The organism is Xenorhabdus littoralis, from assembly GCF_033949345.1.
GTDB classification, from domain to species: Bacteria; Pseudomonadota; Gammaproteobacteria; order Enterobacterales; family Enterobacteriaceae; genus Xenorhabdus; species Xenorhabdus littoralis.
Genome location: NZ_VCDP01000061.1, coordinates 1 through 26,450 on the forward strand (window position 1 = coordinate 1; position 26,450 = coordinate 26,450).

Here is a 26,450-nt window from a genome sequence, read left to right on the forward strand (position 1 = left end):
AACTGGCTAAAGCCATAAACCAAAAAACGGGCATAAATGCCCGTTTTCACTATTCATACTTTATTCATACTTTATTCATATTTTCTTCATGCTTTATTCATATTTTTTATTCTAATACTTTTGTTCATGCAGCCATTGCGCTACACGCTTGGCAAAATAAGTCAGAACACCATCTGCACCTGCCCGCTTGAAACACAACAATGATTCCATAATCGCTGGTTGTTCTTTCAACCAACCGTTTTGAATAGCAGCCATATGCATCGCATATTCACCGGAAACCTGATAGGCAAATGTTGGTACACCAAACGTCTCTTTCACCCGATGAATTATATCCAAATATGGCATACCGGGTTTTACCATGACGCTATCCGCACCTTCCTGCAAATCTTGTGCGATTTCCTGCAACGCCTCATCGCTATTTGCTGGGTCCATTTGATAGGTCATTTTATTGCCGCCTTTCAAATTACCGCTAGAACCAATAGCATCCCTGAATGGCCCATAGTAACAAGAAGCGTATTTAGCAGAATAAGCCATGATTTGAGTATTAATATGACCATCCAGCTCAAGATTGTCTCGGATAGCACCGATACGACCATCCATCATATCGCTTGGCGCAACAATTTCAGCACCTGCCTCTGCATGGGACAATGCCTGCTTAACAAGAATTTCTTTAGTAATGTCATTGATAACATAACCATCCTTATCAATAACACCATCCTGCCCATGTATGGTGAATGGATCCAGAGCCACATCAGTCAGAAGCCCCAGTTCAGGCACAGCATCTTTGAGAGCACGAATGGAACGTTGAACCAAACCATCTGGATTATAAGCCTCTTTTGCATCCAGTGATTTTTTGTCCGCTTCAATAACCGGAAACAAAGACAAAACAGGAATACCCAGTCGGGCAATCTCTTCAGCTTCTTTCAGCAAAAGATCGATTGTCAGACGATACACTCCTGGCATAGAAGAGACTTCCTGACGCTGGTTTGTACCTTCCATCACAAAAACGGGATAGATCAGATCATTGACAGTAAGTTGATTCTCAGCAACTAAGCGGCGGGAAAAATCATGGCGTCGTACACGGCGCATACGACGACCGGGAAATGCACCCGGAAATACATAACTCATACTGTTTTCCTCATATAAAACCCAGCAATAAAGCTGGGTTAATCGTTATCGCTTCATACTAATAATTTTAACATGATCAATCAGTTATCGATAACCATGCACGACAGAGACAAGGTTATTTTTTAAAACTGTCATCGGTATCACGGTCTGATTCGTTTTCTGGATCGACTGTCTGGCGTCGTTTACCGGATTTGCCGATATAGAACTGAGAAAGCAAAATTCCCAATTCAAATAACAAATACATGGGAACAGCCAGCAAAGTTTGAGAGAAAACATCGGGTGGTGTTAGCAACATCCCAACCACGAATGCGCCCACCAGAATATAAGGGCGCTTTCTTTTCAGTGATTCTGGAGTGACTGCCCCGCTCCAACATAACAGGATAATGGCGATCGGCACTTCAAACGAAACACCAAAGGCCATAAATAGTGCCATGACAAAGCTCAGGTAATTACTGATATCTGTTGAGATCACAACACCTGTCGGTACAGTATTGATAAAGAAACCGAACGCAAGGGGAAACACCACAAAATACGCGAATGCCATTCCCAGATAAAACAATACGCTGCTGGAAAACAGTAAAGGCATGATCAAACGGCGTTCATGTTTATACAACGCCGGAGCAATAAATACCCATACTTGATAGAGGATCATCGGTACCGAAATAAAAACAGATACCATGATTGTCAGTTTTATTGGTGTAAAGAAAGGCGATGCAACATCTGTTGCAATCATATTTGCGCCTTTGGGTAATTGATCCATTAAAGGCGCGGCAATAAGTTGATAAATGTCATTGGAAAAATAAACCAATGACAAGAAAACGACCAAAATGGTAATTAAGCTATTCAAAATCCGCTTGCGCAGCTCAATCAGATGACTGATGAGGGGTTGGGTATCATCAACAGACATGTTTTAGTGTTCGCCATTTGCTTGTTCAGGGGATTTCTTTTTCTGTTGCTCTGGAGTTGACGGTTCTGGAATTGAGCGTTCAGAAACGGGTTCTTCTGGAATCGGGTGTTTTGCGGCCGACGTGGATACAGAAGAGTGAAAATGTGTTTCATCTTCTTCCAACTCCCTCATTTCATCCGGCTTTAACTGATAGGCGTTTTTTAACGATTCCGCTGCTTCTCTTAACTCTTCCATTGATGCCTTCAATTCTGGAGACAGAGATTGCATATCAGCCTTTTCTTCCATTTTTTTCAGGCTGTCCTGAAGCTCTTGCAATTTCAGTTCTTGAGCAAGTTCATTCTGGACATTAGCCGCCAGCGAGCGCAATACCCGAATCCACCCGGCCACAGTTTTGACAGCAATAGGCAAACGCTCCGGCCCCAGAACAACCAAACCAATGACCATCACCAGCAACAGTTCACTAAAACCAATGTCAAACACGGTTTATACCTGCTCTTTATTTTTGCTCTCTGGCTTTTCGGACTGTTCAACCGCAGACTTTTCAGCGAGATTTTTGGGTTCAAAATCGGCATCATGGTTCATTTTTTCAGCTTGATCTGATTTTGCCTCTTTATCATCGCCATTTATTGCTTTTTTGAAGCCTTTGATCGATTCACCCAAATCTGAACCCAGAGTGCGAAGTTTATTAGTACCAAACAGCAATACGACAATGACTGCAATGATGAGCAATTGCCAAATACTTATACCACCCATACTGACCTACCTCTATTCTCATTGGAATATCACTAATGATTCCATTATAACCTACGAACTTTATGTTCGAGAATAACGCAATCATACCAGACACTGCGATAAAACAATTTCACTTACTTTTTAACCGCCATCGTTTTTAACCACCGCAGTTTTTGACCGTCATTGGCGTTTGCTTAAATTACGCCAACCCAATATCCACGATAAAACCCCGGCTCCCATCAATCCCCATGACAAATGTTTCTGCCCAATGGTTAGAAACAAACTGCCACAAACAAATAATGTTGCTCCGACACCCAATAAGTAGAGTGATTTTCGCTGCCTGATTTGCTGTTCTTTGAATTGTTGAGATATCTGATCAATGCTGGCCTGTAAACGACGGTGCTGCTGAAGTGTGCCATACACTAATTCAGGAAGTTCTGGTAATTTTTCCGCCCAATAAGGCGCCTTTTCTTTAAAAGCACGCATAATAGAGGGTAACCCTACCTGATCATGCAACCAATCTTCCAGAAAAGGTTTTGCTGTTTTCCACAGATCAAGTTGAGGATAGAGCTGACGCCCTAAACCTTCAACATACAGTAGCGTTTTTTGCAGCAAGACTAACTGGGGCTGAACAGCCATATTAAAATGGCGGGCGGTATTGAAAAGGTTCAACAGAACATGCCCGAATGAGATTTCAGCCAGTGGTTTTTCAAAAATCGGCTCACAAACGGTACGGATGGCAAACTCAAAATCTTCCACGTTGGTATCGGCAGGAACCCAGCCAGAATCAACATGAAGTTCAGCCACTCGGCGATAATCCCGATTAAAGAAAGCAATAAAATTTTCGGCCAGATAGCGTTTATCGTCTTTATTCAAAGAACCAACAATGCCGTAATCGATCCCAATATAAATGGGATTTTCCGGCGTTTCATAGCTGACAAAGATGTTACCGGGATGCATGTCAGCATGGAAAAAACTATCGCGGAATACTTGAGTGAAGAAAACCTGAACACCACGTTCAGCCAACAATTTCATATTGGTATTCTGCGCTTCTAAAGCCGCAACGTCAGACACGGGAATACCATAAATACGTTCCATGACCAAAACATTCTCCCGACAATAATCAGGGTAAATTTCAGGTACATAAAGCATCGGGCTATTTTCAAAGTTTCGACGCAATTGGATCGCACTTGCAGCTTCACGCAACAAATTCAGCTCATTAAGCAGTGTTTTCTCGTACTCACGCACGACCTCACGCGGACGAAGACGACGACCATCCGGCAACAGAGGAACCAAATTAGCCAAACGGTACATTAACCGGACATCCGCTTTGATGACAGGCAGGATATCTGGACGAATGACTTTCAGGACAACTTTTTTACCATTCTCTTTCAGTCTGGCAGTATGTACCTGAGCGATGGATGCTGAAGCCAGTGGCTCTGAATCAAAATCCTCGAACCATGTTTCCAGAGGCCCTTCTAATGCTTTCTCAATAGATTTTCGCGCTACAGCACCATCAAAGGAAACAACCCGATCCTGTAACATCGAAAGCTGATCAGAAATGGCAGGAGGGAACAAATCGCGGCGAGTAGATAGCATCTGACCAAACTTGATCCACACAGGACCGAGTTCTTGCAACGCCAAACGTAAACGCTCACCAAGAGGTTTATCTTTGTGCCGATTGGGTATCCAGAATAGAAAGTAACGGCCAAAACGCAACGGCCAAGTCAGACGAATATTAGGGATCAGTTCATCCAGACCATAGGAAAGAAAAACCCGGATAATAAAGTAAAGCCGCTTGATTTCACTGGGCGTCATTGTTTTCCCTCCAGTGCCGCCAGCCGTTTTTCGATTTGAATTATCTTATTGGCAACCGCATCAACTTCTTCACTGAAATAAGCCACTTCTAACGCATTAGGAACCATTTTCCACTCTTCCGTCAATGATTCGGTGAAATAAGTCTTCTTCCTTGCAATGGTATTATTGGCGAAATTGAGTCCCTTTTTCATCATCCGGCTGATACCTTCTGCCACAATGTCACCGACATAAGGAGAAAGATAATAGGCAGGGTCCCACTCAGACATATCCAGTAAAGCAGACCATTGCTGAATAACCTGCATATCTCCTTCAATGACAATCTCACCATTATTAATCAGTGCGGAAAGACACTGGCGATCCCGTAATTTGAGCAATGCAGGTATCGTCGTTTTCATTGAGCAATCCGCTGATTCTGCCCATTGACTCAGAACATCCACTTGCTGCTCACTGAATATCAGCACTAATGGTGTTTCAATTTCCTTCAATTTGATGGACAGGGTTTTGCCCACCAATCTCAAGCGGGCGGGCTTCAATACGGTTTCTCGGTACAACAGGTGATTCAGGGTCGTTTCCAGAAAAGCTGTCAATACCGGAAACAAAACCTTATGATTTGATACCGCTGAATTTGTAACCGCAGAATTCATTCTATGGCTTAATGAGGGTGTTTCCATTTCAGAATTTGAACCCTTTATGAAGTGCAACGATTCCCCCGCTCATGTTGCTATAAGAAACTTGGTCAAAACCGGCTTCTTCCATCATACCTTTTAAGGTTTCCTGATCAGGGTGCATACGGATGGATTCTGTCAGATAACGGTAACTGTCCGCATCTTTGACAACCATCTGACCAATTCGAGGTAAGACGTGGAATGAATAAGCGTCGTAAACTTTACTCAATGGTGCCAATACAGGTTTGGAGAACTCCAGTACCAACAAACGTCCACCCGGTTTAAGTACACGGCACATAGAGCGCAGGGCTTTTTCTTTCTCCGTGACATTACGCAAACCAAATGAAATGGTAATGCAGTCAAAGTGATTATCCGGGAAAGGTAATTCTTCAGCATTAGCCTGAACATAACTGACATTACCCACAATACCGATATCACGTAATTTTTCGCGTCCGACTTTTAACATCGAGTCGTTAATATCCGCCAAAACGACTTGACCGTTTTCACCTACGATACGGGAAAACTTCGCCGTCAGATCACCCGTTCCGCCTGCAAGATCAAGTACTTTATGTCCACGACGAACACCGCTGGCCTCAATAGTGAAACGTTTCCAGATACGATGAATGCCGAATGACATCAAATCATTCATCAGGTCATATTTTGCGGCTACAGAGTGAAACACCTCTGCTACCATGTCTTTTTTCTCTTCTTTGACTACGGTGCGGAAACCAAAATCAGTGGTTTCTTTTGATTGATCTGCCATGTTATTTGTCCGCTTTTTATTCAAAAAATTTATAGCAAGTGTACCAGCCTTTCGGGTAAAACCCTATCCAGACTTTATCCCTCCACGGCAACGATTGGAAAGATTTATCCCCTTGTATTTCAAGTTGCCGCTTTGTTGGCTGCATCTTGAAATCCATTGGATATATCAATCAGCTGTGAATCAATAGGGCGCTTCACATCCACACCTAAATCGCGAAATCCTTCAGCCTGACTAATGAGGTTTCCTCGTCCTTCAACCAGTTTTTTCATGGCAAAATGATAACTCGCCTGTGCTTTATTGAGGCTTTGCCCCAACCCTTGCATATCGTCCACAAACAATCGCATTTTGTCATACATTCTGGCGGCTTTATCAGCAATCAGGCGCGCATTTTGGCTCTGATATTCATAGCGCCAAAGATTATTGATAGTACGAACAGCAACCAGCAAGGTGGATGGACTAACCAGCATAATATTATGTTTCAGTGCTTCATCCAGTAATTCAGGAGCCTGATTCAGTGCCACCAAATAAGCCGGCTCTATAGGAATAAACATCAGAACATAGTCCAGCGATCGCAGCCCCGGCAATTGCTGATAATCTTTCTTGCTTAGACCCCGAATATGTCCTTTTATCGAATTAACATGTTCCTGTAATGCCTGCACCTGCTGCTGTTCATCATTACTGTTGAAATAACGTTCATAAGCAACCAAGGACATTTTGGCATCAATAATCACATCTTTGCCTTGTGGCAAATGCACAATGACATCAGGCTGAAAACGCTCACTGTTTTCAGTTTTAATATTAACCTGAGTCTGGAATTCATACCCTTCACGCAAGCCGGAAGCTTCCAACACACGAGCCAGCACCATCTCCCCCCAGTTTCCCTGTATTTTATTATCGCCTTTCAGGGCTTTTGTGAGGTTAATGGCTTCTTTTGCCATCTGTGCATTGAGCTGCTGAAGATTGCGAATTTCATGAGTGAGGGTATGCCGTTCACGTGCTTCCTGCCCAAAACTGTCTTGCACCTGACGGCGAAATCCTTCCAGTTGTTCACGAAATGGCATCAGGAGATTATTGAGATTTTGACGGTGGTGTTCGTCAGTACGAAGACGATTTTGCTCAAAAATACGATTAGCGAGATTTTCAAATTGGGTATTCAGGCGCTGTTCGCTGTTGATCAATAAACGTTGTTTTTCCTCCGCTGCCAGTTTGCTCTCTTCCAGACGAGTACTTAATTCTCGTAATTCAGATTCCTGAGCGCTATTAATTTCGCGCTGAGTCAGCAACTCTTGGTTTAACTGTTCACATTCGGTACGCCAGTAATGGGATTGTTCCAACTTTTCATGGTTCACAGCAAGCTGGCTATATAATTCACGCAGTTCCTGCTCTTTTTGCTGAATTCGCTGGTGAATGGAAAGCCAGACGAAGATCCCTCCGCCCAGCAATCCACTTAAACCGCCAATTAACATATATAACCACTGGATATCCACCTATACATCCTCGCTAACGTCATTCCGGTTAACTGCTTCTGGCTCACTGGCCTCAATGTAAGTTAAATAGACGCTGTATAGATGTCCAGATTATTTAATAGGTTTCTTTTAGTTTGCAAAGCGGTTCGCAATAAAGCCATCCAGATTGACTTTATCCGCACTTAATCCGCACTTATCCCATCCATTCGGCCAACCAACGCAGACCAAAAGCCCCCGGAGCTAAGATACCAAATGCCCAAATCAAGGCAGAAGCAAAGTTGGCAAGCTGAAAATGACGTTTTGGCATAGCGCAAATCCCGGCTACCAGCGGCACAACTGCCCGCAATGGCCCAAAGAATCGTCCAATGAATACTCCCCAGACTCCCCAGCGCCCGAAAAAACGATGACCGCGAACCAAAGTTTGGGGATGACGAGAAAGTGGCCACATCTTGCCAACATTTTCTTTGTAGTGGAAACCAAACCAGTAAGAGAGCCAGTCACCAAAGAAAGCACCTGCGGCTGCGGCCAGCCATATCGGCCAGAAATTCAACCCGCTTTCACCAATCAATGCCCCTAAGCCCAATAAAATGATCGTCGCTGGTAATAATAGAGAGATAAATGCCAGTGATTCACCAAACGCTAGTAGGAAAATGATAGGAATTGCCCAAACTTCATGGGCTTTTACAAAATTAGTGACCAGTTCGATGATGTCATGCAGATTCACATTAGTCTTTCCTGTGTTATCAATATGATGTCATAGGTTAGCACTGAGCAAATCAACCAATGCTAACCTAATGCTTTGATTCAATAAAATTTGATTATTCGAGAAAATAAGATTGTAGTTTTTCACGTGCAGCAATATTGAGCCCGATATCTTTTTCCAGCCAAATATCCACGCTGCCATAATGCTGATTAATACTATTTAATGCAGTCAGCAAAAATTCCTCCCTGACTGAGTAAACATAAGCAAATTTTTCAACCACACTTTCACTCATGATTTTTGCGTGTTCATTCAATAAATAGTCCCGGTAGGGAGCCAACGTGACATTGGTCAGCAAATAATCTTCCATGACCATATCCAAATCCGCACCCAGTGCCAGCAAAACCAGTGCAGAGCCAACTCCCGTTCTGTCTTTACCTACTGCACAGTGTTGTACAATTCCACCTTTGTCCGGTTGCAACAATAGAGTAGCCAATTTTTTATAGGCAGGGTTATTGATCGGAAGCAATTCATACAGGCGTGACATAAATACTTTTGCATCAAATTGCTCCAGTATCTCTTTACCTAGCTTGTCCAGATTAGCATCAACTTCTTTGGCAAGAGGATTTGCCGGAGCATGGTGGTAATGAGCGCAATGCCATATCTGATCAGGTTTATCCATGATTTCGCTATTATCACGATAGTCGATGATCTGAAAAAGATTCTGATCCGCCAAAAAAACCTGATCGTTTTCTGTCAGTCTGTCCAGTGAGCCGGAACGAAATAGCAAACCTGACTTAATTTTAGCGCCATTACTCAGCGACTTATTGCCTAAGTCACGAAAATTAATGCCACCATTCAAAGGAAGTAGCGAAGGATGAGATAGAAATGTTGTGGTCATAGTCACTCTTTTTGCAATTAAAATATGCCTTTTACCTTTCAAATTGTGGCCTGGTCGACAATAACTTGAAATCTATGGGAGACAGAACGTTATAAAACAAACAATTATTGGTTCTGGAGGACTCAATTGATAGTAACTAGCATAAATGGTTGTTAGCACAAAACGTTATGACATTATCAGATTTTGTAATGAAAGGAAGAGAAGATCGCACAAATGATAGGACCGGAATATTCCGGCCCTTATGTCTATATGAATAATAAACTGCATAATAAATTAGATAATAAAGGGTATTACAGCAGGCGGCGGGCACCCTCAACAACGATTCCCAGAACATCGCTTTCTGTTTTTTTCAGCAGCTCAGCATCAGGAATTTCCTGTTGTGTACGGTTAACAATAACTCCGGCTACCATGCCAGCACGCAATCCCTGACTGGCACACATGGTCAGCAATGTTGCAGATTCCATCTCGAAGTTCATTACGCCCATTTCCTGCCACTCTTTCATGGAGCCTTGGAAACGGCGGACAACACGACCAGAATAAGTATCGTAGCGTTCCTGTCCGGGGTAGAAGGTATCGGAAGAAGCTGTCACACCAACATGAGTCGCAGAGCCGGATAATTTAGCCGCTTCATACAATGCATTAGTACACTCAAAATCGGCAACCGCCGGGAATTCCATTGGTGCAAAGTGTAAACTAGCTCCATCTAAACGTACTGCTGCTGTCGTAACCAGTACATCTCCCACGTTGATATGTGGCTGGATCGCACCAGTCGTACCGATACGCAAGAAAGTACGTACACCCAGTTGTGCCAATTCTTCTACAGCAATCGACGTCGAGGGGCCACCAATTCCGGTGGAGCAGACGATTACGGCTTTTCCGTCAATTTCTGCGCGCCATGTTGTAAATTCACGATGGGAAGCCAGATGTACTGGGTTATCCATCAATCGCGCTATTTTCTCAACACGGTTAGGATCGCCTGGCACAATCGCCAGAGTCGCGCTTTGCAGGTCGCTTTTAGTGATACCTAAATGAAATACATCAGACATATCAGACTCCTCAACGGACATTGATTCAAAATATGGATACCTAAATTTAGTGAATACTCTGACACTTTTTAGTGACTAAAATCATCTTTAATCGATTTAAAAAAGAAACGATTACATACATTTGTGACAACAATCACAAACAGACAATAATCACAATTTAGCAAAGAAATAATGTAGAGAGTATCATGCTGAAATAAAAAGAATATTCGAAGATCAGTCACAAAGCCCGTCAACGGAAAAGCACCCTCTACAGGGCGCTATATCCAATAGATTTTGAATTACAGTTTAAAAAACGAAGTGAACATAAGATCATTTACATCACAAGATTGAGCACCAATACACCACATAGCCCAATTCCCCAAGCAATGGTCGTCGGAACTGACCAGACGATAATCTGTTGCCTTACATTTTTAATACCCATCATCCGGTTAACTACCCAGAAAAAACAATCATTAAAGTAGCTGAAAAACAGCGTTCCCATCACTGCGGCTTGAGCTGCCACCAACATATTAATATCCGGTATCTGTTTGATAACAGGGGCTGAGATAGAAGCAGCGGTAATCATTGCTACAGTGCCAGAACCTTGGATAATGCGTATTAAGGTCGCAATGATAAATGGAATCAATACCGGTGTTATTGGCAGGCTGGCGATATACTGCGCCAGTATTGTCCCTGTCGAGCTTTCGTTTAATACCGCGCCCAATGCGCCTCCCGTGCCGGATACCAACAGAATAATACCGACTGTTTTCAACCCGGCTTCCAAATGTTCAATCACCTCTTGCTTGCTGGCTTTTGGCATGAGAGTGTAAACCGCCAGCAATACGCTGATTGCCAGCGCAATAATCGGAGATCCAAGGAAATTCAAAGCCTGAAAATAGAAAGCCTCTTCCTTGCCCGCAAATTCATCGGTTTTCAGTAGCACTCCATTCATGACGCTCATGAAAATCAGGACGATCGGCACGACAATAGGTAAAAGGGACAGAAATAAACTCGGTAACGGTTTACTCTCTTTTTCTTCCATATAGCGCTGATGAATTTGTTGCGCATTTTTCTCTGTATCAGGAGCCTGATATTCAGGATATTTAGTCGCCAGCCACTTTGCATAAAGGGTAATGCCAATAACGCATGGAATCGCCAGTACAGCTCCTGCCAACATCATTGAACCTATGCTCACCCCGAAAATCCCTGCCACGCTAAGAGGACCCGGCGTTGGCGGTACAATATGATGGGTTACCACTAACCCTCCGGCCAGAGAGACTCCCAGAGTCAATACATTGCGATTTCCTTTCTTTGCCAATGCCCTCACCAACGGGTAGAGGATCACAAAAGCTGAATTTACAAAGATGGGAATACTGACGATATAGCCGGTAATAGCCAAAGCCCACTCTTCACGCCGCTTCCCCAACCATTTAATCAAGCTATAGGCGATCCGCTCAGTTGCGCCTGAAGCCTCCAGGATCCGCCCCATCATACTTCCCAAACCAATCACTATGCCGATACTGCCCAATGTCGAGCCAAATCCTTTGGCAATCACCTCAACGACATTGCTCATCGTTAAACCACCAGAAATACCGGCGATTATCGCAGCAATTAACATGGCAAGCAGTACATGAATACGAGTGCGTAAAACTAAAAAAATCAGCGTAAATACCGCCACTCCCAATCCAATAATGGGAATATAAAACTCCATCATAAAACCTCATTTCAATCTGTATTATTGGCGATAAATGCACGAATGGCATTGCTGAATGAATAACTGATGCTCCAGAAAAATAGCGTTACCAGTCTCAAAAGCTCATTCCTACACCGCCTTACTAAACCCTGTTTGTTGCATATGTAGTTTCAGAGCAATTCCCCGTCATTGTTGTTCTGACGTCGGCAACGTCCCATCACAGACAATATCCAAAGTGGACAAACATGAAACATGCCATATTTGTCATACTTCCTGCCATAAAAAATCAATATGTTATACGGATAAATTACAATAAAGGCTGTTTTATAAAGATTTTTTCTTTATAAATACTGAACGTCATTTTTACCTATGGCGGGATAAATACGTATGAAAAACGCTGCTTGAGCGAAACAGCGAAGGGTAATGAAAGTCACAGTTGAAGGGAAGAACTTTGCTTGAAGATAATCTGACAATCACCGAATAAATATGAATAACTGCCAGATCAAATTTGAATTATTACAACTTACATAACAAGGTTAAGAAGCAGTACACCACAAAGTCCAATTCCCCATGCTATGGTGGTAGGAATTGACCAAACGATCATCTGTTGCTTTGCGTCTTTAATGCCCATCATCCGATTAACCATCCAGAACAAGCTATCATTGAAGAAACCAAAGAACAGCGATCCCATCATCACAGCCTGAGCGGCTACAAGCATATTAATATCTGGTATCTGGCTGATAATAGGTGCTGAAATAGAGGCCGCAGTTATCATTGCCACAGTACCAGAGCCTTGAACCAAACGCATTAGGGTAGAAATAATGAATGGAATCAAAATTGGTGTTATTGGCAAGCTGGTAATATATTGTGCCAATAATGCCCCTGCTGCACTTTCATTTAATATAGCTCCCAATGCACCTCCTGCTCCTGTTACCAACAGAATCATACCTACCGTTTGTAATCCTGTTTCCAAATACTCATTCACCTCGTACTTACTGGCTTTTGGTATTAGTGTATAAATAGCCAACAAGACACTGATTGACAGCGCAATAATTGGTGTTCCAAGAAAATTAATAATCTGAAAAGAAAGATTATTTGTTTTATCAGTAATCTCTTCAGTTCTTTGTAACATTCCAATAATGACATTAATAAAAATCAGCACAATTGGTACAACAATCGGCAAAAGGGAAAGAAGTAAACTCGGTAGCTGTTTATTGGCTTTCTCTTCCACATAATTTTTATGTATTTGTTGCAAATTTTCTGAGTTTTCTTCTATATCCTTAAGCTGATATTCAGGATACTTAGTTTCTAACCACTTAGCATAAAGGGTTATGCCAATCACACATGGGATAGCTAATATCATACCTGTCAGCATCATTGAACCTATGCTAACCTCAAATATTCCAGCTACACCAAGTGGCCCGGGAGTTGGAGGGACAACATGGTGAGTCACTACCAATCCACCTGCCAATGCGACTCCCAGTGTCAATAAATTTCGTTTACCTTTCTTAGCTAATGCTTTTGCTAATGGATATAGGATCACAAAAGCTGAGTTAACAAAGATGGGAATGCTGACAATATAACCGGTAATCGCTAACGCCCATTCTTCTCGCTTTTTCCCCAAAAGTCTAATCAAGCTATAAGCGATTTGTTCCATTGCACCAGATACCTCCAATATCCGTCCCATCATGATCCCCAGTCCAATCACAATACCTATATTACCCAGTGTCGAACCAAATCCTTTCGTAATTACCTCAACGACATTACTTATAGTTAAACCTCCAGTAATCCCAGCAATGACTGCAGCAATCAACATGGCAAGCAATACATGAATACGAGTACGTAAGACCAGAAAAATCAACGTAAATACCGATACTCCCAATCCAATGATCGGAATATAAGATGCCATCTTCAAACCTCATTAAATATTATGTTATTAGAGATAAAACACCTGAATATCATCATTGAATAAATGATCTCAACCGGGAAAATAATAACTTGACATTATTGATAATTAATTATTCAACATTCAACATTCAACATTCAACATTCAACATTCAACATTCAACATTCAACATTCAACCAATAATTATCATTAAGAAAAATAGCCACCACAAAAACCATCGGAATCAATAATAATTTTCATATAAATATTTTCTTTAATAGTTTCTTTAGGATATTTTTTAAATAATGATTTTTTATTATACATCTACAATATGTAGCTTCAGGCCTATCTCCTGTAATTGTTGCTGTTCTGATTTTGGCAATTGCCCATCACACACAACGTCATTTAGATTTGAAAGTGAACAGACATGAAACATGCCATATTTGCCGTATTTACTGCTATCAGAAATCAATATTTTTCTACGAGCTATTTCCAATAAAGTTTGTTTTACAAAAACCTTTTCTTCATGAGGCGTAGAAATTCCATGCTCAAGATCCCATGAACTGGTACTGATAAATGCAATATCCACATTCAAAGTACGTAATACCATGGCGGCAGTATTCCCAACGCAGGAGTAATTACGCTTATCGACCTGCCCTCCAGTATGAAATAAATTAAGTTGCGGTTTATTCATCAAACATTGAGTAATTGAAAAATCATTGGTGACAATCGTCAAATTGAAACGTTCTGCCAATACCTGAGCAATTTCAAATGTCGTCGTTCCTGCATCCAGATAAACCACCTGCCCATCTTTTACTAATGATGCAGCATATTTACCGAGCGCACGTTTGTACCTATGATTAATAAGTGCTTTTTCACTCCAGGGTAATTCTTGCCGTAAAGCATCATTGAGCTGAACACCTCCAGAAATCCCAATAACTTTACCCTCATCCTCCAAAATACGAATATCACGTCTCACAGTCATATGAGAGACACTCAGCAACTCAACTAATGCACCAATAGAAACCGTCCGATGTTCATGTAAGTGACGATAAATAAAATCTCTGCGCTCCGGGGGACTCATTAACTCTCCTACTGCCATTGTCGCACCATCATGACTGGGCTTTTATTAACCATCCAAGCCCTTCTTCCGTATGGCCTGCTGGATGATATTCACACCCAAGCCATCCTTGATATCCCATCTCATCTAACTTTCTGAACAACCAAAAATAATTCACCTCACCATTATCTGGTTCATTGCGTTCAGGCACTGAGGCTATTTGAATATGGCTAAATTTCCCCCACAATCGTTCTATCGTACGCAATAAATCACCTTCCATAATCTGGCAATGATAAAGATCCAATTGAATAAAAACATTTTTACGATCAATAGATTCTAACAACAATTCAGCCTGTTTTTGTGTTGTTAAAAAATACTCGGGTATATCGCGAATATTGATCGGTTCAATTAATACATTGATATCATATTTAGCCATCACATCCGCAGCGTATCGGAGATTTTTAATATAACATTCGTATTGTTGTTCCAACGTAAATTGATTACCCAATTTACCCGCCATTACATGAAGTTGTTTACAGTCTAATTCCAAAGCATATTCCAATGCCTTGTGCACTCCATCAATAAATTCTTTCTCGCGACCGGGTAAACAAGCTATTCCCCTCTCACCTTTATTCCAATCACCCGCTGGCATATTGAATAGTATTTGTGTCAGTTGATGCTTCTTCAATAATACTGCAAGTTCCTCCATTGATTCTTCATAAGGGAACAAGAATTCAACACCTTTAAAACCTGCATTTGCAGCCCGGGCAAAACGCTCAGTAAAGGGAATTTCGGTAAACATTACGCTCAAATTAGCTGAAAATTTAGCCACCATCACTCCTTATTATCTGAGATGCGCATTATCAACTATTCAGCTCTTTTCATTTTGAATTCAGGCCAATTCAGTTATCTTCTGGTAGTAAATTACTCCCAACTAACATGACGTAATACAAGACAATAAGCGGTAGAAGATTTATCGTTAAATCTCCCTATTTTTTGTTCATGTAGTTTGTGCATGTAAAAAGAAATCTTTGTGACCAAAATTGCCTGATTTCAGAGCTAACCAATAATCAGTCTGCAAACCATGTACCCAAGGAACACCCCGAGAAATGGATGTACCGATAATCAATTGTTTGATTTCTAAACTCTGCACAACTTGCGCGGAAGTTTCTCCTCCCGCAACGATAAACGTATTGAATCCTCGTCTTTTCAGTTTCCTGACAACCTCAGCAAAAACCAATTCAATTGAATTACTGGCTTTTATTGCCCCATATTGTTGCTGGATCATTTTCAATGATTCAGGAGAATGTGTCGAATATAACATTGGTGCCAAATCATTCGATGGTTGCTGGATAACCCAATCAGCTAATTGACTTGCATACTCAGGGTTATTGATACATTCGCCAATCTTCAGCACCATTGCAGGTGCTATTTTCTTATATTCACTGACTTGCTGGTTTGTTATGACCGAACAACTTCCCGAAAGAATAACTGACCTTCTGCCTTTAATTGGTGGAGCATTTCCAATTATCGAAGCTGCCAAAGTTTTTCCTGTATGATAACTAGCAAGAGCTCCCCCTAAACCCGATCCTCCCGTGACTAGAATCATGTCCGATGCAACTTGAGCAATTGATAATAAATCCTCCATCCTCATGGCATCCACGACTGCATAGCGAATACCACGCTGACGTAATGATTCCATTTGATAGTAAATGGCCTGTTTTCCCTGACGAACACAGTGAATATCAACTAACCCAGCCTGTCCTTTTGCTTGCAGTTCTATCAGTCGGAGCAAATTAGCATCTTTCATGGGAGTAGTAGGATGATATTGCATTCCAGACTCATTCAATAATTTTCCATGCACATATAAATATCCATTTACTACTGTTCGTCCATTAACAGGAAGTGCCGGACAAATCAGGCTAATATCGGCTTGGAGTTCATCCATTAAAGCATCTATAACTGGGCCAATATTTCCTTCAGAAGTTGAGTCAAAAGTGGAGCAATATTTAAAAAAAAGTTGCTGGCAACCTGCCTTATACCGTAACCATCGACAGGATTTCAGTGATTTTTCTATCGCATCATTAACGGGACAAGAACGACTTTTCAAACTAACCACAATAGCATCTACATCATATGGTATATGCGTGTTTTCATCTGGTACTCCTAATAATTGGATAACCTTCCAACCACTTTGAACCATAAAACTGGCAATATCTGTTGCTCCAGTGAAATCATCAGCAATTACCCCGAGTTTGATAGTCATAACTTTATTTCTGGTAAAGTTATTCCTTTAAAAGTATTGATCACCGCACTATCATCCCATTGCCCCATTCCCTCATTGCTAGCAGTTAAAAACATCTGATATGCTGCTGTCGCCATTGGCAACGGAAATTTCATTGCTCTACCCGCATCAAGAACAATTCCCAGATCTTTAACAAAAATATCTACGGAAGATTTAGGTGTATAATCTCCAGCTAGAATATGGGGAACACGGTTTTCAAACATCCATGAATTTCCTGCCGCATGAGTCACGATGTCATACATTAAGTCCAATGAGATACCTGTTTTGGCGGCAAGCGCCATACTTTCTGCCGCAACGGTAATATGTACACCTGCCAATAACTGATGAATCATTTTAACCATTGAGCCTTGACCAACTTCAGGACCGATGTAGTAAAGACGTTCAGACATTACATTGAAAATTGGTTTGAGTCGTTCGAACAATTCAGAAGGTCCAGAGGCCATAATTGTTAACTGGCCTTGCTCTGCTTTTAATATCCCTCCTGAAATTGGTGCATCAAACATTTGAATGTTATATTTGAGCAAACGATAAGCGAAATTTTTCGCCTGTTCAGAAGAAATCGTACTATGCAGAATAACTGCTGTGTTTTCCTTAAATTGTGTAACTAACGGTTTTTCTCCTCCAAATAAAATATTTTCTATTTGCTCACTGTTAACTACTACCAATAAAATTGCATCCAGCTCCTGACACCACTGATCTGCTTTACTATCTACACCTATCGCACCAGCCTGTTTTAATTGTTCACAAGCTTTACTGTTTAGATCAAAACCATAAATTGGAATATCTGCTCTTATTAAAGACTGTGCGATTCCCATTCCCATCGCTCCCAGTCCTATAACCCCTATTTTTTGTATTGAATTATTCATGAGGTTCCCTGGTGTTGTGTGACAATTTGTTACCTTTTTATCTTCACATAGATAACTTCACAAAAAAACGATGGATATCACATTCACAGTTTATATATGTGATAAGAAAATAAACATAACATAATGAATATAAAATGATTTTATCAATAACAGGAGGTTTTGTTTTTCACATACTTGTGTGAATAAATATAAATAACATAAGAAGAATTACTTAATATCCAGATGCCTCCCATTACCCAAAATAAAGCGCATTTTAAATATTGTGCTACTGTAATAATTAAATCTGTCATACATCTTTATCTCATAACATTTCTACTGATTTGTTCCTGCAAACATACCTAATTAAGTGTTTTATCTGGTTAGCCGGATAAAGCCTCAACAAAAGGGGAGTTACGATGAGCTTTTTTGATCAAATCGCTAATATGCTGGGTAGTGGAAAAAATCAGCAACTCCAGCATATGATGGACTGGGTTGAAGGTCAGGGAGGAATGAGTGGATTAATTGAAAAGTTTTCCCAGCAAGGACTGGATGGCACTATCCATTCATGGATTGGTTCAGGTGAAAATTTACCGATTCATGTGGATCAACTTTCTTCTATTTTTGGCTCTTCTACGATACAACAGTTGGCCGAAAAAATTGGGATAGACCCCAATGAAGCTTCTTCTTTGCTCTCCAGACATTTACCGAATCTAATCGATAAAGCCACACCAAACGGTGAGGTTCCGGAAAATCTGGATTTAAAATCCGCTGGCTTGAATATGCTGAAAGATAATCTGCTGGGTAAATGATGCTTTTTGCCCGCCACATGTCATCTATTGTGGCGGGCATTTCTATTTATTTATCTATCTTTATCTATCTATACAATTATCTATTAATTCTAAAATTAATTAATCACCGAAGAGCGCAGGCGTTTAGCTGCTTCTACCATGTTCGCCAGTGATTGTCTTGTTTCCGGCCAGCCACGAGTTTTCAGGCCACAATCCGGGTTAACCCACAAGCGCTCAACCGGGATACGATCAGCCGCTTTACGCAGTAATGCTTCAATCCATTCAACGCTTGGTACGTTTGGTGAGTGAATATCATACACTCCCGGCCCGATTTCATTCGGATATGAGAAGTGTTCGAATGAATCCAGTAACTCCATATCTGAGCGAGAAGTTTCAATGGTGATCACATCCGCATCCAGTGCTGCAATGGACTCCATGATGTCATTGAACTCGCAATAACACATATGAGTGTGAATTTGGGTGTCATCTTCCGCAATTGCTGCACTCAGTTTGAAGGCATCCACCGCCCACTCCAGATATGCCTGCCATTCTTCCCTGCGTAGTGGCAATCCTTCACGTAATGCTGGCTCATCAATCTGAATGATACCAATGCCTGCTTTTTGCAAATCATCAACTTCATCACGCAAAGCCAGCGCAATCTGTTTAGCGATAGTTTCACGGCTGACGTCTTCTCTTGGGAATGACCAACAAAGAATCGTCACAGGCCCCGTCAACATCCCTTTCACTGGCTTATCAGTCAAAGACTGTGCATATGTCGCCCAATCTACGGTAATTGCTTCTGGACGGCTGATATCGCCAATAATCACGGGTGGTTTCACGCAACGGGAGCCATAACTTTGTACCCAGCCATTTTGGGTAAAGACATAACCGTCAAAGTGCTCACCAAAATATTCCACCATGTCGTTACGCTCAGCTTCACCGTGTACCAATACATCCAACTCCAGACGCTCCTGTTCTTGAATCGCTTGTCTGATATGTTCACTGATATTCGTCCGGTAATGCTGGCTATCCACCCGACCTTTTTTAAAGTCGAGCCGCAAGCTACGGATTTCCGTTGTTTGTGGGAATGAACCGATGGTCGTCGTTGGCCACAGTGGTAAGTTATAACGTTGACGCTGAAGTCTTGCGCGTTCAGGATATGCCTGATTACGTTCGCTATCCTGTGGCTTAATGGCAGAAAGACGCTCAGCGACCGCAGAGTTATGCACTCTTGTGGAGCTACGACGGGCGCGAATCGGCGCACTATAAGCATCCAGTTCAGCCTGTTTGCTGCCTGCCGGGGTATTCAGCGCCTGTGACAACAAAGAGAGTTCTGCACATTTCTGCAATGCGAAGGCAAACCAGCTCTTCACTTCTTCATCCAATCCCGTCTCATCATTTAGGTCAATCGGGCTATGCAAAAGCGAACAAGAAGTACCGATCCACACATCTCTTTTAGCTGCCAGTGGCGCTATAAGCTGGTATTTCTCACTCACATCAGCTCGCCAGACATTGCGACCGTTAATGACTCCCAGTGAGAGCAGCCAATTTTCTGGCAGCAAGCTCACCAAATTATCCAAAGAATCTTGTCCTGCGACTAAATCAACATGCAATCCTTGTACTGGCAGTGATTTGATTGCCTCCAGATTATGACCGATGCTATCGAAATAAGTCGTCAGCAATAATTTCACTTGCCCTTCAAGCGCCTGATAAGCCGTTGAAAACGCTGCCAGCCATTCTTCTGGTAGTTCTAGTACTAAAGCTGGCTCATCAATCTGTACCCATTCAATGCCACGTTTTGCCAGTTCAGCCAATACTTGCTGATATACAGGAAGAATATCGGCCAATAATGATAGACGATCAAACGCTTTTCCCTTGACCTTACCAAGCCACAAATAAGTCACAGGGCCTAAAAGAACAGGTTTTATTTTATGTCCCAATGCCAGAGCTTCATCCACTTCATCCAACAGTTGAGTCCAACCGAGTTTGAATTCCTGACCTTCCTGAAATTCAGGGACGATATAGTGATAGTTTGTATTGAACCATTTGGTCATTTCCGATGCAGCCGCTGGCGTACCTGTCGGTGCCCGGCCACGGGCAATACGGAACAGTGTATCCAAATCAATGTTGCCATCTTCATTTTGGTGGCGCGGAGGAACATTGCCCAACAACAAGCTCGTGGTCAATACTTGGTCATACCATGCAAAATCACCAACGGGAACTAAATCAACACCCGCATCTTTTTGTTGTTGCCAGTGACGGGTACGTAATTCACGACCTGTCTCCAACAATTCTTGTTGAGAAATTTTGTCTGCCCAATAATTCTCTTGCGCCTTTTTTAGCTCTCTTTTCAAGCCGATACGTGGAAAACCTAATGTATGATTCAAAACTGTCATGTCGTCACCCGTTAAATTTTAGCCGTCTAGATGTTTACACTTCTATAATCAACAGGTAGTGTATAAACCACAAGCGCAAATTATTCATCATCAACTTGAAGGTTTTTCATGATCGAAATAAAACATTTAAAAACGTTACAGGCATTGAATCATTGTGGATCGTTAGCAGCGGCAGCAAATTATCTGCATCAGACACAATCGGCCCTTTCTCATCAATTCAGTGAGTTAGAACACCGGCTAGGATTCAAGCTATTCATTCGTAAAAGCCAGCCTCTGAAACTGACTTCTCAGGGGGAAGTGTTATTAAGGCTCTCGGAGCAAGTATTGCCCCTGATTACAGCCTCTTTACGTGAATGCAATGAACCGGAAGAGACAAATCTGCGTATTGCCATTGAATGTCATAGCTGCATCCAGTGGCTGACACCTGCACTTAAGCGTTTTCGTGAGAGTTGGCCGCAGGTTAACGTGGATTTTAAATCCGGTGTAACATTTGATCCCCAGCCTGCACTGCAACAGAGAGAACTGGATATTGTCCTGACATCAGACATTATTGCGGACAGCAATCTGCACTATACGCCGCTATTTGACTATGAAGTGAAGCTGGTGATTGCACCGGATCATCCATTGGCGAATAAGCGCGATATCCTCCCGCAAGATCTTGCTTCTGAGACTCTGCTGATTTATCCCGTACAGCGGCAACGGTTTGATATTTGGCGACGTTTTCTCCAGCCTGCTGAGGTTACCCCGACATTAAAAACTGTTGATAATACCCTGTTATTGATCCAGATGGTTGCAGCACGTCTGGGTATCGCCGCACTACCGCATTGGGCTGTGGAGACATTCGAAAGACAGGGATTGGTTGTAACCAAAACACTGGGAGAGGGATTATGGAGCAGATTGTACGCTGCCAACCGAGAAGGAGAACAGCGCCAACCAGCTATTGATACTTTTATTCGTTCTTCGCGCCAGCACGCGGTGGATAATTTACCGTTTGTGAAGCGGCTTTCAGTACCCAACGGTGATGTACCCAAAGTGACGCAACAATCAAGCTGCCTCCAATGGTAAAACTCAGCCAATCAGGGTGGTGCTGCCAAATTGCGAAATTGACCAATAACCCCGCCGGAACCAGCATGTTATTCATAATAGCCAGTGTTCCGGCATCCACTTGGGTTGCGCCATAGTTCCACATAAAGTAGCCAATACCTGATGCACCTGCGCCTAACCAAATCAGGATACCCCACTGTAACTGAGTTGTCGGTAATTTTTGTGGATCGCCAAACATCAGCCAACCGATTATGGCGACAACACATGCTCCCAGATAGAACCATGAGAAGGCAACTCGCTGCGGGATCGGGTGGATTTCCATCAAGCGCTTATAACCAACCTGACCAACAGCAAAGAAAATATTCGCCAATTGCACCAATATCAGGCCAACCCAGAAAGATTCGCTCAGATGGTCATATCGGATAATCGCCGCCCCCGCCACCGCGAGCAAAGAACTCAGGGCATAACCCCAACGCAGTCGATGACGTCCCATCAAATCATAAATCAATGTGACATAGAGCGGTGTCATAATGGTAAACAGCAAAAATTCAGCCACGGTCAGATAGTGATAGGCATGAAATACAAACAAATACATCACACCAAGCTGACAAGCGCCGACAGCCATATATAACGCAATGACTTTTAGCGATAACCCGCGCCAACGCAAAAATGGCAAGAATATTATTGCTGCCAGAACGACCCTGACAAGTACAGAAAACCAGCTATCAACCTGACCGGAAAGATAAACCCCGATCAGGCTAAATGAAGCGGCCCACAAAAAAGTTGTGATTGTTAACAGCCACATGATTTATTGATCTTTACCTACGTTTATTGATCTTTTCCCACTAACAGCGCTTCTAACAAATCAAGATCATGCAGCAGCGTTTGTAGTGTTTCATTGCTAATCTTACGAGTTGCACGCAGATGATACAGCTCTCCTCGCTCAGCCCTGAGTGCCGTTAAACGGAAACGACGCTCCAGCTCTTCAATCATCAGGTTATGCTCGGCTTCATCCGTACCGGCAGTACGACGCCGCAAATGGCCTGTAACCCGGGAAGCGATTTCACCAATAACCTCCGCATCCAGTTTTTCTTCAGTATTGGCAGATAAGCGCTCTTCCATCTTATTCATACTGACAATCGCAACTTCAGCCATTGCAGCTTTTGCCATCCTGACTTCATTCAAGTCCGCCAGTTTATCGCCCACTTTCATACCACGCAGCAGTAAAGGTAAAGCGATAACCCCTACAAACAGCGAGAGCAGAATCACGCCTGCGGAGATGAAAATCAATTGGTAACGTGCCGGGAACGGATCGCCATCCGGCAAGAACAGAGGGACAGACAGCGCACCTGCCAGCGTAATCGCTCCACGGACACCCGCAAATGTAGCCAGCCACAATTCACGGGTCGTATAAGAAACAAACTCCAGTGGTTTTTTCTTCATGGACACTTTGCTGATATTTTTCATCAGCCATAGCCAGACGAATCGCAGCAATACCAATGCACCGTAAATAACACCTACGGCAGAGAACAGCATCCAGGTTTCAACATTCGGATCAAGATCTGCCTGAGCCACAGATGTTTCCCAAATGCCCGGTAACTGTAGTCCCAACATAACGAAGACAAGGCCATTAAAGACGAAAGCCAGCATTCCCCAAACGTTATCGGCACGCAAGCGCATATCCAATGGCGCATTGCGGATCACACCCGCTTTGCTGATCGTCATCCCCGCAGCAACTGCGGCCAAAATACCTGATACACCGATATGTTCAGCAATCATGTAAGAGGCGAATGGCAACAACATCATGAACATGATTTGTGTTGCAGGATCGTCGCCACTCCAGCGGCTCATCAGTCGCAGAGATTTACTGTACAACAATGTGACAGCAATACCAGAAACCAATCCACCAATAGCAACTTTGAAAAACTCCAATGTTGCACCAGTGACGGTAAACGCCATTGTTCCCATAGCAATCGCTACGGCAAATTTAAGCGCTACCAGACCAGAAGCATCATTCATCAATGCTTCTCCTTCCAGTACGCTCATCATATTTTTAGGGATACTCCCTTTTCCAACAATGGATGACAGAGCTACTGCATCGGTTGGTGATAATACTGCCGCCAGTGCAAAAGCAGCAATAATAGGAATACTCGGCAGCAACGAGTGAATTAAATAGCCAATGCCGACAACCGTCACCAATACCAGCACTAAAACTAAAATAAAGATTTCACGCCCATGCTGGAAAAATTCTCTGGTCGGGGTTTTCCAACCATCAACAAATAACAAAGGAGGAATAAGTAAAACAAGGAATAGTTCAGGATCGAAAGTAACGTGTAAACCAAAATGAGGCCAGGCCAGCAACGCTCCCATTGCTATTTGCACTATCGGCAAGGGAACACGGAATGGAATCATTTTAGTAAGAACACCAGAAACTGACACCACCAAAATCAAGATCAAGATAGTAAAGAATATTTCCATGTTACCCTTACAAATTGCCAAAAATCTTTCGGTGAAGAGATTGTGACTGTTTTTTTTCCCTAATAACAGCGCTAATAACCATAATTATTGCAGTTATTAAAGAAAATCAAAAAACAATCACATTATGAATCAATGACCAACGAGTCATTTGTATTCTTTATACTTATCGGCGGGGTAGTGTTGAAAAATTAGCACATTTTGAAAATGTGTCTAACAAAGGTGAGGATGCGCAAACTTCAATCATTTGCGCATGTTTTTTGATCAGATAGCCCAGTTACCGGCATAAAATACAACCAATATGATGGCAAGAATGACCGTACCGACATTCAGCTTACGCCATTCACCAGAGAAAACACGTCCCATAACCAGCGTACTGAAGCCCAACATAATTCCTGTCACAATATTGCAAGTCAGTACAATAAACACTGCGCACAGCAAGCCCGACATCGCACTGACAAAATCATTGAAGTTCAGTTTCCGCACATTGCTCAGCATTAATAATCCGACATACATCAAAGCGGGTGCGGTGGCATAAGCAGGAACTAAATACGACAGCGGGGACAGGAATAAAATCAATAGGAACAAAATACCAACAACCGAGGCAGTTAAACCCGTTTTGCCGCCAACAGCCGTTCCAGCGGCGGATTCAATATAAACGCCGGCCGGAGAAGAACCGATAGCTCCCGCAAAAATACTGCATGCAGAATCCGCAGTCAGTGCTTTACCACCGTTAATAATCTGGCCTCTCTTATCCAGCAGATTTGCCTGACTTGCCACTGCCTGAATTGTCCCTGTCGCATCAAATATCGCCGTCATTACCAATGCCAAAAGGCTGGGTAACACAGCAGGCTGTAAAGCGCCCATAATATCCATACTGAACATCAGGGATAAACCATCTTCTCCCACGGTAGGGAGTTTAAAAAATCCCTGATATTTTACGGTCGGATCAAAAATCAAACCGATAATTGAGATAGCAATAATCACCAGCACAATACTGCCCGGTACTTTTCTCCGCTCTAAACCAATAATTCCCGCCAGCCCCAATAGCGTCATCATCACGGGAAAAGCGGTCAATGAACCGAAAGCGACGGGCAGACCTTCATGTGGATTTTTTATCACCAGACCAACACCATTGGCTGCAATCAGCAATAGAAACAGCCCGATACCAATCCCTGCCCCATGTGCAATGTCCATGGGTATATTGCGTAAAATCCACGCTCGCACACCCGTGACTGAAATCAACGTAAACAGGCATCCCATCAGGAAAACCGCACCAAGCGCAACAGGAATACTCACTTGCTGTCCCAATACCAAACTGAACGCAGTAAATGTGCATAATGAAAGCGCACAGCCAATTGCCATCGGTAAATTAACCCACAGTCCCATCAATAATGAGCCGACACCCGTGACCAGACAGACAGAAATAAACACGGCGGTATGAGGAAAGCCGGCTTGTCCAAGCATACCCGGCACCACAATAACGGAATAAACCATCGCCAAAAACGTCGTTAATCCGGCGAGAACTTCCTGACGTACCGTTGAACCGCGTTCAGTAATCTTAAAATACTTATCGAGTTTGCATTGAGTTCGCGCCTGCATACCAGACATGTTTTTCCCCTGCTTTCTGTTGAATATTATGCGTTAACATTTATCGCTACTTCCCACCACTTTTTGCCATCAGATTGCCCCACGAAAACGATTACGTCACAAGATAACAAAGATCCGTGCTGTACTCGTTGGTTCAGCCGTTTACTTGCGCAATCGTTTGGCTTATCAGGCAAAAAATGGTGAGGAAAATTGAAGCGAATGATTATCCGGCTAATCAGGGATGAGAATCAAGTGATAACCGCA

23 protein-coding genes are annotated in these 26,450 nt (G+C 42.6%); 2 read left to right on the plus strand and 21 right to left on the minus strand.

What is annotated here, in order from left to right:
* Window positions 1-111: 111 nt before the first annotated feature.
* From hemB to ltnD, 17 genes are all read right to left on the minus strand, one after another.
* Window positions 112-1,128 (minus strand): porphobilinogen synthase, encoded by a 1,017-nt coding sequence (gene hemB / locus FE394_RS14860; RefSeq protein ID WP_319927144.1) that lies wholly within the window; start codon window positions 1,126-1,128, stop codon window positions 112-114.
* A 115-nt stretch (window positions 1,129-1,243) separates the two neighbouring features.
* The gene (gene tatC / locus FE394_RS14865) at window positions 1,244-2,035 is read right to left on the minus strand and encodes a Sec-independent protein translocase subunit TatC (protein WP_319927145.1); all 792 of its coding nucleotides are present in this window, start codon (window positions 2,033-2,035) and stop codon (window positions 1,244-1,246) included.
* Window positions 2,036-2,038: 3 nt separating this feature from the next.
* Entirely contained in the window at window positions 2,039-2,515 is a 477-nt protein-coding gene (gene tatB / locus FE394_RS14870) for a Sec-independent protein translocase protein TatB (RefSeq protein ID WP_319927146.1), read from the minus strand.
* A gap of 3 nt (window positions 2,516-2,518) precedes the next feature.
* The gene (gene tatA / locus FE394_RS14875) at window positions 2,519-2,788 is read right to left on the minus strand and encodes a Sec-independent protein translocase subunit TatA (RefSeq protein ID WP_319927147.1); all 270 of its coding nucleotides are present in this window, start codon (window positions 2,786-2,788) and stop codon (window positions 2,519-2,521) included.
* A gap of 159 nt (window positions 2,789-2,947) precedes the next feature.
* Window positions 2,948-4,585 carry a ubiquinone biosynthesis regulatory protein kinase UbiB gene (ubiB, locus tag FE394_RS14880; RefSeq protein WP_319927148.1) on the minus strand — a complete coding sequence of 546 codons (1,638 nt, stop codon included), beginning with the start codon at window positions 4,583-4,585 and terminating at the stop codon, window positions 2,948-2,950.
* The gene (ubiJ, locus tag FE394_RS14885; RefSeq protein ID WP_319927149.1) at window positions 4,582-5,256 is read right to left on the minus strand and encodes a ubiquinone biosynthesis protein UbiJ; all 675 of its coding nucleotides are present in this window, start codon (window positions 5,254-5,256) and stop codon (window positions 4,582-4,584) included. The genes ubiB and ubiJ overlap by 4 nt, the downstream gene beginning before the upstream one ends.
* Before the next feature lies 1 nt (window position 5,257).
* Window positions 5,258-6,013, minus strand: coding sequence for a bifunctional demethylmenaquinone methyltransferase/2-methoxy-6-polyprenyl-1,4-benzoquinol methylase UbiE (gene ubiE / locus FE394_RS14890; protein WP_319927150.1), 756 nt, complete (start codon window positions 6,011-6,013; stop codon window positions 5,258-5,260).
* Between the two features lie 119 nt (window positions 6,014-6,132).
* Window positions 6,133-7,500, minus strand: coding sequence for a DNA recombination protein RmuC (gene rmuC / locus FE394_RS14895; protein ID WP_419836348.1), 1,368 nt, complete (start codon window positions 7,498-7,500; stop codon window positions 6,133-6,135).
* Between the two features lie 172 nt (window positions 7,501-7,672).
* Window positions 7,673-8,203, minus strand: coding sequence for a DedA family protein (locus tag FE394_RS14900; protein WP_319927151.1), 531 nt, complete (start codon window positions 8,201-8,203; stop codon window positions 7,673-7,675).
* A 94-nt stretch (window positions 8,204-8,297) separates the two neighbouring features.
* The gene (locus FE394_RS14905) at window positions 8,298-9,080 is read right to left on the minus strand and encodes a tyrosine-protein phosphatase (protein WP_319927152.1); all 783 of its coding nucleotides are present in this window, start codon (window positions 9,078-9,080) and stop codon (window positions 8,298-8,300) included.
* A 290-nt stretch (window positions 9,081-9,370) separates the two neighbouring features.
* A complete protein-coding gene (gene udp, locus FE394_RS14910; RefSeq protein WP_319927153.1) occupies window positions 9,371-10,126 on the minus strand; it encodes a uridine phosphorylase in 756 nt (251 codons plus the stop codon).
* Between the two features lie 313 nt (window positions 10,127-10,439).
* A complete protein-coding gene (locus FE394_RS14915; protein WP_419836349.1) occupies window positions 10,440-11,819 on the minus strand; it encodes a GntP family permease in 1,380 nt (459 codons plus the stop codon).
* A gap of 502 nt (window positions 11,820-12,321) precedes the next feature.
* The gene (locus tag FE394_RS14920) at window positions 12,322-13,707 is read right to left on the minus strand and encodes a GntP family permease (RefSeq protein WP_319927154.1); all 1,386 of its coding nucleotides are present in this window, start codon (window positions 13,705-13,707) and stop codon (window positions 12,322-12,324) included.
* Between the two features lie 292 nt (window positions 13,708-13,999).
* Window positions 14,000-14,767, minus strand: coding sequence for a DeoR/GlpR family DNA-binding transcription regulator (locus tag FE394_RS14925; RefSeq protein WP_319927208.1), 768 nt, complete (start codon window positions 14,765-14,767; stop codon window positions 14,000-14,002).
* A gap of 28 nt (window positions 14,768-14,795) precedes the next feature.
* Complete coding sequence (gene otnI / locus FE394_RS14930; protein WP_319927155.1) at window positions 14,796-15,575, minus strand: 2-oxo-tetronate isomerase; 780 nt, start codon at window positions 15,573-15,575, stop codon at window positions 14,796-14,798.
* Between the two features lie 168 nt (window positions 15,576-15,743).
* The gene (gene otnK / locus FE394_RS14935; RefSeq protein ID WP_319927156.1) at window positions 15,744-17,009 is read right to left on the minus strand and encodes a 3-oxo-tetronate kinase; all 1,266 of its coding nucleotides are present in this window, start codon (window positions 17,007-17,009) and stop codon (window positions 15,744-15,746) included.
* Window positions 17,006-17,914 (minus strand): L-threonate dehydrogenase, encoded by a 909-nt coding sequence (gene ltnD / locus FE394_RS14940; protein WP_319927157.1) that lies wholly within the window; start codon window positions 17,912-17,914, stop codon window positions 17,006-17,008. Before ltnD ends, otnK begins: the two co-directional genes overlap by 4 nt.
* Before the next feature lie 395 nt (window positions 17,915-18,309).
* Here ltnD and FE394_RS14945 point away from each other — a divergent pair, with 395 nt between their 5' ends.
* A complete protein-coding gene (locus FE394_RS14945) occupies window positions 18,310-18,702 on the plus strand; it encodes a YidB family protein (protein WP_319927158.1) in 393 nt (130 codons plus the stop codon).
* Between the two features lie 95 nt (window positions 18,703-18,797).
* Here the strand turns inward: FE394_RS14945 and metE are convergent, their stop codons facing one another.
* Window positions 18,798-21,077: a 5-methyltetrahydropteroyltriglutamate--homocysteine S-methyltransferase gene (metE, locus tag FE394_RS14950; protein ID WP_319927159.1), complete on the minus strand. Its 2,280-nt coding sequence runs from the start codon at window positions 21,075-21,077 to the stop codon at window positions 18,798-18,800.
* Between the two features lie 108 nt (window positions 21,078-21,185).
* On the opposite strand from metE, the gene metR reads away from it, so the two are divergent.
* Window positions 21,186-22,142 carry an HTH-type transcriptional regulator MetR gene (gene metR, locus FE394_RS14955; protein WP_319927160.1) on the plus strand — a complete coding sequence of 319 codons (957 nt, stop codon included), beginning with the start codon at window positions 21,186-21,188 and terminating at the stop codon, window positions 22,140-22,142.
* On the opposite strand, the gene FE394_RS14960 is transcribed toward metR, so the two are convergent.
* The 3 genes from FE394_RS14960 to FE394_RS14970 all read right to left on the minus strand — a co-directional run bounded on the left by FE394_RS14960 (window position 22,027) and on the right by FE394_RS14970 (window position 26,207).
* A complete protein-coding gene (locus FE394_RS14960; RefSeq protein WP_319927161.1) occupies window positions 22,027-22,926 on the minus strand; it encodes a carboxylate/amino acid/amine transporter in 900 nt (299 codons plus the stop codon). The genes metR and FE394_RS14960 overlap by 116 nt on opposite strands.
* A gap of 23 nt (window positions 22,927-22,949) precedes the next feature.
* Window positions 22,950-24,599: a Na+/H+ antiporter gene (locus tag FE394_RS14965; protein ID WP_319927162.1), complete on the minus strand. Its 1,650-nt coding sequence runs from the start codon at window positions 24,597-24,599 to the stop codon at window positions 22,950-22,952.
* Between the two features lie 261 nt (window positions 24,600-24,860).
* Window positions 24,861-26,207: an NCS2 family permease gene (locus tag FE394_RS14970; RefSeq protein ID WP_319927163.1), complete on the minus strand. Its 1,347-nt coding sequence runs from the start codon at window positions 26,205-26,207 to the stop codon at window positions 24,861-24,863.
* Window positions 26,208-26,450 lie beyond the last annotated feature (243 nt).